The sequence below is a fragment of the Sphingopyxis sp. genome (assembly GCF_035998965.1).
GTDB lineage: Bacteria > Pseudomonadota > Alphaproteobacteria > Sphingomonadales > Sphingomonadaceae > Sphingopyxis.
Map to the genome: position 1 here is coordinate 92,939 of NZ_DASYHE010000041.1, position 13,333 is coordinate 106,271.

Below are 13,333 nucleotides of genomic sequence, written 5' to 3' on the forward strand. Positions count from 1 at the left end.
TGCGAGGATGCTAACATGGCGCCGTCAGTCGTGCGAGAAAAAATCCGTCGCATCCGTCGTGCTTTGGGGTGAGCAGGAAACCGTGGCCCGCGGCACGCCCGACACCGTCGTGCAGATAGCCGGTGTCGGCGGTCCAGCCGCGATGACGAGTCAGAAAACCATCCACCTGTGCGCGCCCCTCGCGTGCGATGATCGAGCAGACAGCATAGAGGAGTTTGCCGCCCGGCGCCACCAGTGCCGCGCCGATGTCCATCAGCTTGGCCTGATCGGCGACATGGCGGTCGAGCCGCGCCGGGGTGGAGCGCCAGCGCAGTTCAGGGCTGCGCCGCCAGGTGCCGCTGCCCGAACAGGGCGCGTCGACGATGACACGGTCGGCCTTGCCCATCCGGTCGGCAAGCATCGTGCGTTCCTGCCCGGGGTTGAGCAGCAGCGTTTCGATAGCGGTTGCCCCGGCGCGATGCGCGCGCGGCGCCAGTTGTTGCAGTCGGGCGCGGTTGGTGTCGCAGGCGAGGATCGCGGCTTCGTCGTTGGTTGCCGAAGCGATGGCGAGCGTCTTGCCGCCCGCGCCCGCGCACAGATCGACAACCATCTGCCCGGCTTCGGCGCCGAGCGCGGCGGCGGCATATTGGCTCGCCGCGTCCTGAACCTCGAACTGGCCCTCGGCATAGGCCGAGTTCTGAACCGCGGCGGTTTCGCCCGGGAGGCGCCAGCCGTCGGTGAGGCCGTTGATCGCTTCGCCGTCGCGGAAAATCATCGCCAGCTCGTCGCGGCTCGAGCGCAGCCGGTTGGCGCGCAGGTCGAGCGGGGCGCGAGCGAGCATCGCGGCGTGCTCCGGCTTGGTGACCAGCGGGTCGAACAGCTTGATCAGCGCGGGTGTCGCGAGCCCGGTTTCGGCCCGCGCTTCGTCAACGCCGATCGCGGTGGGGCCATAGGAGGCGCCGTCGAACAGCGCCGCGAGTTCCGGGTCGGTATCGGCGAGCGCGAGCATGGCGGCGCGGCCCGACGCGGGCACCGATCGCACAGCGCGGATCGCATCATAAACGAGACCGCGGATCGCACGGCGGTCCTTCGATCCGGCATAACGACGGGCGCGCATCGCTTCGGCAAAGATCGCATCGGCGGGGGCGCCACCGTCGCGCGCCGAGGCGGCGATGACGTCGAGGATTTCGATGGCGGTCTGAACGCGAGCGGCGGGGGTCATGATCTTTTACCTTTGATCGTCATTGCGAGGAGCGAAGCGACGCGGCAATCCAGAGTAGCGTACATCGCTCTGCATTGCTTCCCCCGGGTCAAGCCCGGGACCGCAATGACAACGGGGCGGATTATCCCGCCGGATAATTCGGTGCCTCACGCGTGATCGCCACGTCGTGGACATGGCTTTCGCGCAGGCCCGCATTGGTGATCCGCACAAATTTGGCGCGGTCGCGAAAATCGGTCAGGGTGCGGCTGCCGGTATAACCCATCGCGGCCTTCACGCCGCCGACCATCTGGTGGATGACATCCTTGGCCGGACCCTTAAACGGCACCTGCCCCTCGATGCCTTCGGGAACCAGTTTCATCTGGTCCTTGATGTCCTGCTGGAAATAGCGATCGGCCGACCCGCGCGCCATCGCGCCGACGCTGCCCATGCCGCGATAGCTCTTATAGGTGCGACCCTGATAGAGGAAGGTTTCGCCCGGCGCCTCAGCCGTGCCGGCGAGCATCGAGCCGACCATGACGCTCGACGCGCCCGCCGCCAGCGCTTTGGCAATATCGCCCGATGTGCGCAGGCCGCCGTCGGCGATCACTGGCACGCCCAGTTTCGAGGCGGCTTCGACGCTGTCGAGGATCGCGGTGAGCTGCGGTACACCGACACCGGCAACGATGCGCGTCGTACAGATCGATCCGGGGCCAATGCCAACCTTCACACCGTCGGCGCCGGCGTCGATCAATGCCTTGGTCGCATCACCGGTCGCGACATTGCCCGCAAGGACCTGCACGCGGTTCGACAATTTCTTGATCCGGGCGACGGTCTCACCAACGCCCTTGCTATGGCCGTGCGCGGTATCCACGACGATCAGGTCGCATTCGGCGTCGAGCAGCGCCTCGGCGCGTTCGACCCCGGAATCGCCGGTGTTGGTCGCCGCAGCAACGCGCAGGCGGCCGCCACTGTCCTTGGTCGCGTCGGGGAAATTGACCGCCTTTTCCATATCCTTGACGGTGATCAGGCCAATGCAGCGATAATCGTCATCGACGACGAGCAGCTTTTCGATCCGGCGCTGGTGCAGCAATTTGCGGGCTTCGTCCTGCCCGACTCCGGGGCGTACGGTGGCCAGATTGTCGGCGGTCATCAGCTCGCGCACCGGCTGCCCCGGATTGTCGGCAAAGCGCACGTCGCGATTGGTCAGGATGCCGACCAGCTTGCCGCCCGGTTCGACTACGGGAATGCCCGAAATCTTGTGCTGGTCCATCAGCGCGGTGGCGTAGGACAGCGGCGCATCGGGAGTGATGGTGATCGGATTGACGATCATGCCGCTTTCGAACCGCTTGACCTGCCGCACCGCCGCGACCTGTTCCTCGATCGACAGATTGCGGTGCAGTACGCCGATGCCGCCGATCTGCGCCATCAGAATTGCCATATCGGCCTCGGTCACGGTGTCCATCGCCGAGGACAGGATCGGGATATTGAGGCCGATCTCGCTGGTCAGCTGGGTTGAAAGGACCGCATCCGACGGCAAAATATCCGACGGGCCAGGCACCAACAGCACATCGTCAAAGGTCAGACCGGTCGTGATTTCCATCGGGCCACTTTCTGGTGCGGGCGGCGCCTGACCCGCAGTTTGGGGCGGCACGCGCGATTCGTTTGGTGGCGGCCCATGTAACCAGTCGGCCCGACGCGCGCCAGTGGGCGGCGCATGATTATTTCGCGGCGGCTGTTTCCGTCGGCTCGACGGTAAAGCGGCTGTTGTCGAGCTGCAGCTCGTCACCGCAATGGCTGCACGCGACGACCATGTTAAGGTCATGACCGCATGGGCGATGGGTGAGCAGCACCGGCGGCCCGCGGTCGTCCGAAAACCAGCGGTCGCCCCATTGCAGCAGCGCGAGCAGCACCGGATAGAGGTCGCGGCCCTTGGCGGTCAGGCGATACTCGAAACGGTCGCCGCGGTCGGAATAGGGGACGGCGCGAATGATCCCCTGCCGGATCAGGCGTTCCAGTCGCCCGGTCAGGATGTTGGTTGCCATCAACGTATCGCGCTGGATATCGTCAAAGCGGTTGATGCGCGTGAACATGGCGCGCACGACCAGCGTCGCCCAGCGGTCGCCGAACAGCTCAATCATCGTGTCGACCAGCGGCCGTCCGCCCGGGCGACGCGCGCCAACATCGCCGTTGAAGCGGCGGCGCTCGTAATGCGGCACGACCTGCGCCAGCCCCGGCCCCTCGCGCCAATCGACGTCGCGCGGATCGATCTCGGCGTGGCAGTGGCCGCACGTCGGCACCGGTTCGGTGGCATGGCCGCAGGTCGCATGGTGCAACCGAACCTGAAAATCGCGGCTGTCCGCCTCCCACTTATGCTGCCAGCGCAGCATCATCAGCCCGTTGGGAAACTGGTCGCGCCCCTTTTGGGTGAGCACATAATGAAAGCCGCGGCCGGCCTTGCGAGGCACCTTGGCCAGGCAATCTTCCTCGACCAGTTTCTTGAGGCGCCCATTGACCACCGAGCGCGCGAGGCCGGTGCGCGCAACAAATTCGTCGAAGCTGTGAATGCCGAGCAAGGCCTGTTCCATCAACAGCAGCACCGGGACGTCGCCGACGACGTCGAGCGCGCGCCAGATCGAACAGGCCCTGATGGTGCGGTCGTGTTTCAAGCTCAAGCCAATCCTTGCTCCGCCAGCCCCTACCCCAGCGACCCGACATCGACAAGGCAGGGTCGGGAGAGGGAGCGGTGCCCGCGCCCCCTCTTCCCTGGGGAGAGGTCGCTAAAAGCGCCCGGTCAATTGCACCGCAATCGTCCGCGGCCGATCGACGATCCCGTTATACGCATTGCCGGCATTGCGCGTAATTGTCGTCGCCAGCGGCATCGAACTGGCGGTTTGCAAAATGCGCTGATTGGTCAGGTTGCGCCCGATCAGCGCCACTTCCCAGCGGTTGTCGATCTGGCCCAGCGCCAAACGGGCGCCCAGCTTGACATAGCCATCCTGAAAGGTGCGCGGGTCGAGGTTCGCCGACGCGATATAGGAGGAGGAGAAGTCGGCGTTGATGTTGAACGCCACTTTCATGTCGCTGCTGATCGGGGTCGTATAATCGAGGTTGAGGTTACCCGACCATTTCGGCGACAGCGCGTTGCGCAGCCCGGTATAGTCGCAAAATCCGCCCGGCCCCGGCGCTTGCAGATAATAGCATTGGCCCGAGGTGAAGTTGGTGAATTTGAAGTCGAGATAGGCTACCGCTCCGCTGATCGTCAGCCCGTCGGCAATGGCGGCGCGGAAGTCGGCCTCGACCCCCTGCGTGCGGGCGCCCGCGGCGTTGGCGACGTTGAAGTTCAGCGTGCCGTCGAAGATGTTGACCTGCAGATCCTTGTAAGTCGTGCGATAGAGCGACAGGTTGAAGGCGACATTGCGGCCCTTGTACTTGAGCCCTGCCTCGAAATTGTCGGCGCTCTCATCCTCGAACTCGAAGGCGCCGGGCCGCGCGACCGTGGTCGATCCGGGGAGCGAGTTGGAGCGAATGTCAAAACCGCCCGCCTTGGTGCCGCGCGCGAAAGAGGCATAGAGCATCAGGTCGTCGGTCGCATCGAACTGGACGTTGACCATCGGGTTGAAGCTGTCTTCGCTGAGCTTGCCCGAAATGCTGTGCGCCTCGATGTTCAGCGCGCGGAAGGTTGCGGCGACGACCAGCGGATTGAAGGTGTTGAGCGGACCGCGCACAATCGCGAGATCTCGGCTGCCGCTCTTCTTCTCATGGTTGAAGCGTGCGCCCGCGGTGATGCGGAAGCGGTCGCTCAGCGCCAACTCACCCTGCGCGAACACCGAAATCAGGTCCGATTTCTGCGAATAGACACGATCGTTGCGGGTGTCGCCGATCGCATTGAACGGCGGCCCCAGCGCGAGGAAGGTCGAGTTGAACAGCACCTGATCATCGACGTCGAGCTTGGCGTTCTGATAATAAACGCCCGCGATATAGTTGAACGCCTCGCCGCCGGGCGATGCCAGCCGCAGTTCCTGCGAAAGCTGCCGATAATCTTCCTGCAAATTGGTGCCGTCGAGGAAGCTGATCCCTGAAAAATCGACGTCGACGATCTCGCGCGTCTTGTAATCGAGCAGCGAGCTGACCGAGGTCAGCGTATGCTCGCCGATTTCCAGATCGGCGTTGAGCGTCGCCCCGAAAACCTTGTTGCGGCTTTGATAGCCATTGTCTTCGCGGACATAATCGGGGTTGGTGCTGACGAAGAACGGTCCTTGGAACACCGTGTTGTAATTGCCGACTGCTCCGAACACGTCGCGCGGCTGGCCCTTCATTTCGAAGTCGGCATATTCGAGCTTGAGCTCGGCCGCGAAGGGTCCGCCGCGATCGAACTCGAGCTTGCCACGGAAATATTTCTCGTCGACGTTCGGCTCGTCGCGGTCGAGCTTCGCGTTGTAGAAATAGCCGTCCATCTTGCGATAATAGCCAACGACGCGCGCCTCGACGCCTTCGCTCAAGGGACCGGACAGCACGCCGGTCAGCTGCAGTTCCTTGTGGTTGAATTCATAGAGGCCGCTCATCGACCCTTCGAATTCGTCGGTGGGGCTGCGCGTCGTGATGTTGACCGCGCCCGCGATCGCATTTTTGCCGAACAGGGTCGGCTGCGGCCCGCGCAGCACCTCGACCCGCTCCATATCGACCAGCGGCAGGCGCGACAGCTGGTCGCGGCCGTAATAGACGCCGTCGACGAACATCGCGACCGACTGTTCGAACCCCTTATTGTCGCCCGACGCGATGCCGCGAATCGCGATGCGGTTGGCGATCGCGGTCTGGGTAATTTTCAGGTTGGGGACCGACGAGGAAATCTGTTCGAGGTTGGTCTGGCCGTAATTTTCCACCTGCTTGCCGCTGATCGCCGAGATCGAAATCGGCACGTCCGACAGACCTTCGGCGCGTTTTTGCGCGGTCACGATGATCTCTTCGAGCCCACCCTGATCGTCAGCGGGGGCCGCGTCCTGCGCGAAAGCGATACCGGGGCTCGCGAGCGCCGTCGCAGCGAATAGCGCAACAAAATTCCTCTTCATAGGATCCTCCCTCGCATCATCGTCTTGGCGACCACCGCCCGCGATGTTTTTCTTGCCTTGCGACTCATAACGGCTTTAAGTATCGTTATGCAAGTCAGATAATTTGAGAGAGGAAACACCTTGCCGGTACACGGCCTGCCGCCAGCGCTGACGCGCAATCTGCGCCTGCCCGCGATCGCCGCACCGATGTTCCTTGTCTCTGGGCCGGAGATGGTGATCGCGGCATCGCGCGCCGGAATGATCGGCAGCTTTCCTGCCCCCAACGCGCGGACGTCGGCCGATCTGGAGGATTGGGTGAGCCGCATCGACGCGGCGTTGTCGAACGATTCCGAAGCCGCGGCATGGGCGATCAATCTGGTCGTTCATCCGTCGAACAGCCGCCTGCCCGACGACCTTGCCTGCGTCGTGCGCCACAAGGTGCCGCTGGTGATCACCGCGCTCGGCAGCCCGGCGCGCGTGGTCGAGGAAATCCATAGCTACGGCGGGCTAGTGTTCGCCGACGTCAATTCGGTCGCTTTCGCGCGCAAGGCTGCGGCGGCGGGGGTGGACGGGCTGGTGCTCGTCGCCGCGGGCGCGGGCGGTCATACCGGCGCGACCGCGGGCTTCGCCTTCGTCGAAGAGGTGCGGCAGTTCTGGGACGGGCCGCTCGTGCTCGGCGGCGCGATCTCGACGGGGCATGCGGTGCGCGCGGCAGAGATTTTGGGTGCCGACCTCGCTTATCTCGGCACGTCGCTGATCGCCTGCGTCGAAAGCATGGCGGTGCCGGGATACAAGGACATGGTCGTCGCTGCGAACGCCGAGGATATTGTGCCGTCGAAGGGCATTACCGGGGTCACCGCCAATTGGCTGAAACCCAGCCTGATCGCCGCCGGATACGACCCCGCCAACATGCCCGAGGATAAGCGTCCCAACTTCTCCGACGCGCAGGATGACGCGAAGGCTTGGAAGAATGTCTGGTCCGCCGGGCAAGGCGTCGGCGCTGTGCGCGGCGTCGAGCCGGTCGCCGCTATCGTCGACCGCCTTGTTTCCGAATATGATGCCGCTGCCGCAAGGCCGCGCTTTACCCCCGCCGAAGGAGCCCTCGCATGACCGCCCAGCTTGTCGAGACAATCGAGACGACGATCCAGCCGAACGACCATCCCTATATGCAGGGCGCTTGGCGACCGACGTACAACGAGTGGAACGCGATCTTCGCCAATGGCGATGCCGAGGTGATCGGCAATATCCCGACCGACATCGACGGCGTTTATGTCCGCACCGGCGAGAACCAGATTCACGAACCGATCGGCCGCTATCACCCGTTCGACGGCGACGGATTCATCCATGCGATCTCGTTCAAAGACGGCCGTGCGAGCTATCGTAGCCGTTTCGTGCGCACCAAGGGGTTTGCGGCCGAGAAGGAAGCAGGGCGCTCGCTGTGGGCGGGGCTGATGGAGCCGCCGCACAAATCGACGCGCCACGGCTGGGGCGCGCAGGAATGGCTGAAGGACAGCAGCTCGACCGATGTCGCGATCCACGCGGGCAAGATCATCTCGACCTTCTATCAGTGCGGAGAAGCCTATCGGCTCGACCCGTTCACGCTCGAGCAGTTCGGCACCGAAAGCTGGGTGCCGCTCGACGGCATTTCGGCGCATTGCAAGGTCGACCTCGCGACCGGCGAGCTGATGTTCTTCAACTATTCGAAGCACGCGCCCTATATGCATTATGGCGTCGTCGGGCCGGACAACAAGCTGAAGCATTACATCCCCGTGCCGCTGCCCGGGCCGCGGCTGCCGCACGATATGGCGTTCACCAAAAACTACACGATCCTCAACGACATGCCGCTCTATTGGAACGAGGAATTGCTCGAAAAGCGGCTGCATGTCGTGCAGTTTCACCCGGACCAGAAAACGCGCTTTGCGATCATTCCGCGCCACGGCCAACCCGAGGACATTCGCTGGTTCGAAGCCGAGCCGACCTACACACTCCACTGGCTGAACGCGTGGGAGGAAGGCGACGAGATCATCCTCGACGGCTATTATCAGGAAGAGCCGATGCCCAAATCCTATCCGAATGCCCCTGAAGGCTTGGAGCGGATGATGGCCTATCTTGACCAAGGGCTGCTCAAGCCGCGCCTCCACCGCTGGCGTTTCAACCTTAAGACCGGTGAGACCAAGGAAGAACGGCTCGACGACCGCGACCTGGAATTCGGCATGTTCAACCACCGCTATGCGGGCAAGCCCTATCGCTACGCGTATAGCGCTATCCCCGAGCCGGGCTGGTTCCTGTTCCGCGGACTGGTCAAGCACGACCTCAATGCGCGGACGAGCGAAGAATATGAGTTCGGCCCCGGCCGTTTCGGCAGCGAGGCGCCCTTTGCGCCGCGGATCAATGCGAAGGACGAGGACGACGGCTATCTCGTCTCCTTCATCGCCGACCTCGAAACCGACAAATCCGAATGCGTGCTGATCGACGCGAAGAATATCGCGGCGGGGCCGGTGTGCCGGATCATCCTGCCCGAACGCATCTGTTCGGGAACGCACAGCGTTTGGGCCAGCGGCGACGATATCGGCATGGGCGACAACAGCATATTGGCCGCCTGACATGATTGTCGCGGGAGAGGAAAAGCGGCGGCGCTATCGGGAAAGCGGCTGGTGGGGCGATCAGACCTTCGCCGACCTGTTGGCGGCCAATGCGGCGGCGCACCCCGAGCGGCTCGCGCTGGTCGATGCTCCCAACCGCGCCGACTTCGCTTTCGGTGAGCCGCAGCGGCTGACCTACGCCGAGCTGGCGGCGGAGATCCACCGGCTCGCGGGCGCGCTTGTCACCGCCGGGATTGGTAAGGACGATGTGCTGCTCGTCCAGCTTCCCAACATCAGCGAATTTGTCGCTCTTTATTTCGCCGCGGCCAAGATCGGCGCGATCGTCAGCCCGGCGGCGGTACAATATCGCAGCCACGAGTTGAAAGGCATGTTTGGCGTCGTTCGACCGAAAGCGTTTGTCTGCGCCACGCAGGTCAAGGGATGCGACCATGTCGGCGTCGCGGCGCCATTGCTGGACGGCATTCGGCTGATGACCTTTGGCCCCGATGCTCCCGCTGATGCGCTCGACCTCTCGATTGCAGCAGGAAACGCCGACGCCCTCGCGGCCCATGTTGCCGCGAATCCGGTCGATGCCGACGACATTTTCACCATCTGCTGGACCTCGGGCACGACCGGCGTGCCCAAAGGCGTGCCGCGCAGCCACAATCACTGGATCGCGGTTGCCGCCGCGGGTTATGAGGCGATGAAGGTCGGGCCGGGCGATGTGCTGCTCAACCCCTTCCCGCTCATCAACATGGCGAGCATCGGCGGCATCACGATGTGCTGGCTGACCAGCGCCGGGACGATGGTGCTGCACCATCCGTTCGATCCCGCCATCTACCTCAAGCAGATCGCAACCGAGCGACCGAGCCTGACGATCGCGCCACCCGCGGTGCTCAACATGCTGCTCCAGAATGAGGCTTTGCTCGCCTCGGTCGACCTATCGAGCCTGCGCGTCATCGCCTCGGGTTCGGCGCCGCTCGCGCCCGCGATGGTGCGGGGTTTTCAGGAAAAGCTCGGTATCATCATCGTCAATGTCTTCGGGTCGAACGAGGGGATGAGTTTCATCACCGGCGAGGGCGACATGCCCGACCCCGACAAGCGCGCCAGCCTGTTCCCGCGCCGCGGCCAATATCCGGCGCCCTATGGCGAGGGCCGCGCCGCGAATATCGAAAGCCGCCTCGTGTCGCCGGGCAGCGGTGACCCGATCGAGGTGGACGGCGTATCTGGCGAGTTGCAAATCCGCGGCCCGTCGCTGTTCGAAGGCTATCATTACGCCCCCGACCGCACCGCAGAAGCCTTCACCGACGACGGCTGGTTTCGCACCGGCGACCTTTTCGAGATTGCGGAGAATGGCGATTTCTATCGCTTCGTCGGGCGGTGCAAGGATCTGATCATCCGCGGCGGGGTGAATATCTCACCCGAGGAAATTGACCAGCTGCTCGGCGGACATCCCCTGCTTGCCGAAGCGTGCGTGTTCTCGCTTCCCGACCCGACGATGGGCGAACGGATCGGGCTCGCCTATGTCCCGCGCGGCGCCGACGATGTCAGCCTGTCCGACGTGACCGACTATTTGCGCGAGAAGGATCTCGCGGTGTTCAAGCTACCCGAACGCCTGTTCCGCTTCGACGCCTTGCCGCGCAACGTCACCAACAAGGTGATGCGCAGCGAAGTGCGCGACATCGCGCTCGCCACTCTCGAAAAGGAAGCCTGACATGGCAAAGGACGTGTTCATCCTCGGCGGCGCGCAGACCGATTTTTCGCGCAACCTCGAACGCGAGGGCGGCGGGATGTTCGAGCTGTTCCGCGACGTTGCCGAAGCGGCTTTTACCGCGACGGGCATTGAACCCAAAGAGGTCGAAACCGCGCATGTCGGCAATTTCGTCGGCGAATTGTTCGCGGGGCAAGGCCAGCTTGGTGGCTTTTTCGGCCATGTCCATCCCGACCTCGCGGGCGTCCCCGCCTCGCGGCACGAGGCTGCCTGCGCGTCGGGCAGCATCGCGATCCTCGCGGCGGCTGCCGAGATCGAGGCCGAACGCTATGGCCTCGCGCTGGTGCTCGGGATCGAACTGATGCGCAACGTCCCCGGCCAGCGCGCCGCCGAATATCTCGGCGCCGCCGCCTGGGCGGGCCGCGAAGCGCAGGAGGCGCGTTACCTGTGGCCATACATGTTCGCGCGCGTTGCCGAGGAATATGACGAGCGCTTCGGCCTCGACCGCGCGCATCTGCGCGGGATTTCGGCGAACAACTTCGCCAACGCCAAGAAGAACCCCAATTCGCAGACGCGCGGCTGGGCGGTTACCGACGATCATCTCGGCGAGAATGACGAGGTCAACCCACTGATCGAAGGCTCGCTGCGCAAATCCGATTGCGGACAGGTCACCGACGGCGCCGCGGCCATCTTCCTCGCGTCGCGCGAGGTGGCCGAGGCTTATGCCAAGCGCCGCGGCCTCCCGATCGACAGCATCCCGCGGATCAAGGGCTGGGGCCATTCGACTGCACCCCTGCTCTATTCAACCAAGGTCGCGGGCAGCCGCGGCGAACCCTATGTCTTCCCCAGCGTGCGCAAGGCGATGATGGATGCGCTGCGCCGCGCCGAGATGCCCGACATCTATGCGTGCGACGGGGTCGAGGTGCATGATTGCTTTTCGATCACCGAATATATGGCGATCGACCATTTCGGCATCACCAAACCCGGCGAAAGCTGGCGCGCGGTCGAGGACGGGACGATCGCGCTCGGCGGGAAATTGCCGGTCAATCCATCGGGCGGGCTGATCGGGCTGGGGCATCCCGTAGGTGCCACCGGGGTCCGAATGCTGCTCGACAGCTGGCGCCAAGTCACGGGAAACGCAGGCGATTATCAAGTTGAAGGGGCCCGCAACTTCGCAACCTTCAACGTCGGCGGCAGCGCGACGACCGCGGTCAGCTTCGTCGTCGGCACCTGATTTGGCCGACGTTTATCTGTACGACGCCGTGCGCACGCCGCGCGGCAAGGCCCGGCCCGACGGGGGGCTTGCCGGACTGACCCCGCAGGAATTGGTGCGCCAGCAAGCGGCAGCGCTCACGGCGCGATGCGGCGATTTTGTTCCCGATGCGCTGCTGCTCGGCTGCGTCACACAAAGTGGCGCGCAGGGCGGGCATATGGCGATGCTGGCGAAACTCCATGCGGAACTGCCCGACACGACGGCGGCGCACAGCATCAACAACTATTGCGCCTCCGGCCTGTCGGCGATCGGTCAGGCGGTCGCCAAGGTTGCCAGCGGCGAAGCCAATTGCATCCTTGCGGGCGGCGTCGAGTCGATGAGCGGCACACCCTTTCTGAGCGACCGTGCCGCCTTTTATAAGAATGATGAACTGCCGCCGCGCGCACGTTTTGTACCGCCGGTCCTCGCCGCCGACCGGCTGGCCAACGCCGAAGGGATCACGCGCGCCGATCTCGACGCAGTGGCTCTTGCGTCCCAGCAAAAGGCGGCTGTGACCGACACCGACACCGCGCTCCAAAAGTCCCGCATTGCCACCGGACCGCTCACCGGCGAGGAGTGCATTCGCCCGCAAACCACGGCCGAATCGCTCGCGGCTGCGTCGCCTGCATTTGGCGAATTGCAGCAGCAATACGCAGACGCGCTCGAAGGTGCGACCTTTCCGCCTCTGCACAGTATCGCACACGCCCCGCCGGTCTGCGACGGCGCGGGACTTGCGCTAGTGGGCGCCGAAGGCCTTGGCCCTGCCCCGCGCGCGCGCGTTGTTGCCTTTGCGGAAAGCGGCGGCGATCCGGTAGCCTCACTCACCGCCGGGTTTGCGGCGATGGACAAGGTATTGACGCGCGCGGGGCTGACCCTCGCCGACATGGACCGGATCGAGTTCATGGAGGCCTTCGCCGTTACCATCGCCAAATTCCTGCGCGACCGCGATGTCGATCCGGTGCGCGTCAATGTGAGCGGCGGCCATCTGGCAAAAGGCCATCCGATGGGCGCCAGCGGCGCGATCCTGACCTCGACCCTGCTCGACGCGCTCGATGCGTGTGGGGACCGATATGGGCTGATCGTGCTGACCGGGGCGATGGGAGTAGGCGCGGCGATGGTCGTAGAGCGGGTGGCCTGAAATCGATCCTCCCCGTGGCGAAGCCATGGGGAGGTGGCAGCCCGCAGGGCTGACGGAAGGGCTTTGGCGCCACCGTCGCCGCCCCTCCACCACTTGCTTCGCAAGCGGTCCCCCTCCCCATCGCTGCGCGACAGGGAGGATCGCCCCCACAAATCCCCATTGCACCCCCGCGCCATTCCGCTATGGGCGGCGCGTGCGGGGTTCGCCCCGCGCAGATCGCGCCGGTGCCCGAAAGGGCTTAATAGGGAACGCGGTAACGGGGTTCTTGCCGAACCCCCGAAGCCGAGGCTGTCCCTGCAACTGTAAGCGGCGAGCAAGATGCACCGATCCGGATTTGCGGATCAGCCACTGGGGTAACCTGGGAAGGCGTGTATCGAGCCTTGACCCGCGAGCCAGGAGACCTGCCGGCGAGGGTCGCTCAATGC

9 protein-coding genes and 1 riboswitch are annotated in these 13,333 nt (G+C 64.3%); of the genes, 5 read left to right on the top strand and 4 right to left on the bottom strand.

Annotated features, from left to right (window positions below; translation table 11 throughout):
* Positions 1-10: 10 nt before the first annotated feature.
* The 4 genes from VGN68_RS07165 to VGN68_RS07180 all read right to left on the bottom strand — a co-directional run bounded on the left by VGN68_RS07165 (position 11) and on the right by VGN68_RS07180 (position 6,246).
* A complete protein-coding gene (locus tag VGN68_RS07165; RefSeq protein WP_327475214.1) occupies positions 11-1,201 on the bottom strand; it encodes an RsmB/NOP family class I SAM-dependent RNA methyltransferase in 1,191 nt (396 codons plus the stop codon).
* Between the two features lie 121 nt (positions 1,202-1,322).
* The gene (gene guaB, locus VGN68_RS07170; RefSeq protein WP_327475217.1) at positions 1,323-2,780 is read right to left on the bottom strand and encodes an IMP dehydrogenase; all 1,458 of its coding nucleotides are present in this window, start codon (positions 2,778-2,780) and stop codon (positions 1,323-1,325) included.
* A gap of 118 nt (positions 2,781-2,898) precedes the next feature.
* Positions 2,899-3,852, bottom strand: coding sequence for a winged helix-turn-helix transcriptional regulator (locus VGN68_RS07175; RefSeq protein WP_327475219.1), 954 nt, complete (start codon positions 3,850-3,852; stop codon positions 2,899-2,901).
* 105 nt (positions 3,853-3,957) lie between these two features.
* A complete protein-coding gene (locus VGN68_RS07180; RefSeq protein ID WP_327475222.1) occupies positions 3,958-6,246 on the bottom strand; it encodes a TonB-dependent receptor in 2,289 nt (762 codons plus the stop codon).
* Positions 6,247-6,366: 120 nt separating this feature from the next.
* Between VGN68_RS07180 and VGN68_RS07185 the strand changes: the two genes are divergently transcribed.
* From VGN68_RS07185 to VGN68_RS07205, 5 genes are read left to right on the top strand one after another with little or no spacing between them, the layout of a single operon-like run.
* Positions 6,367-7,335: a nitronate monooxygenase gene (locus tag VGN68_RS07185; protein WP_327475224.1), complete on the top strand. Its 969-nt coding sequence runs from the start codon at positions 6,367-6,369 to the stop codon at positions 7,333-7,335.
* Entirely contained in the window at positions 7,332-8,828 is a 1,497-nt protein-coding gene (locus VGN68_RS07190) for a carotenoid oxygenase family protein (RefSeq protein WP_327475226.1), read from the top strand. Before VGN68_RS07185 ends, VGN68_RS07190 begins: the two co-directional genes overlap by 4 nt.
* 1 nt (position 8,829) lies before the next feature.
* Positions 8,830-10,521: a class I adenylate-forming enzyme family protein gene (locus VGN68_RS07195; protein ID WP_327475228.1), complete on the top strand. Its 1,692-nt coding sequence runs from the start codon at positions 8,830-8,832 to the stop codon at positions 10,519-10,521.
* Between the two features lies 1 nt (position 10,522).
* Entirely contained in the window at positions 10,523-11,752 is a 1,230-nt protein-coding gene (locus tag VGN68_RS07200) for an acetyl-CoA acetyltransferase (RefSeq protein ID WP_327475230.1), read from the top strand.
* A gap of 1 nt (position 11,753) precedes the next feature.
* The gene (locus VGN68_RS07205; protein ID WP_327475232.1) at positions 11,754-12,908 is read left to right on the top strand and encodes an acetyl-CoA C-acyltransferase; all 1,155 of its coding nucleotides are present in this window, start codon (positions 11,754-11,756) and stop codon (positions 12,906-12,908) included.
* A 206-nt stretch (positions 12,909-13,114) separates the two neighbouring features.
* A riboswitch (cobalamin riboswitch) is annotated at positions 13,115-13,331 on the top strand.
* Positions 13,332-13,333: the final 2 nt, after the last annotated feature.

Excerpts from the sequence above, each read along its gene's own strand:
- VGN68_RS07165 (WP_327475214.1), bottom strand. The coding sequence starts at position 1,201 with ATGACCCCCGCCGCTCGCGTTCAGACCGCCATCGAAATCCTCGACGTC.
- guaB (WP_327475217.1), bottom strand. The coding sequence starts at position 2,780 with ATGGAAATCACGACCGGTCTGACCTTTGACGATGTGCTGTTGGTGCCT.
- VGN68_RS07180 (WP_327475222.1), bottom strand. The coding sequence starts at position 6,246 with ATGAAGAGGAATTTTGTTGCGCTATTCGCTGCGACGGCGCTCGCGAGC.
- VGN68_RS07190 (WP_327475226.1), top strand. The coding sequence starts at position 7,332 with ATGACCGCCCAGCTTGTCGAGACAATCGAGACGACGATCCAGCCGAAC.
- VGN68_RS07195 (WP_327475228.1), top strand. The coding sequence starts at position 8,830 with ATGATTGTCGCGGGAGAGGAAAAGCGGCGGCGCTATCGGGAAAGCGGC.
- VGN68_RS07200 (WP_327475230.1), top strand. The coding sequence starts at position 10,523 with ATGGCAAAGGACGTGTTCATCCTCGGCGGCGCGCAGACCGATTTTTCG.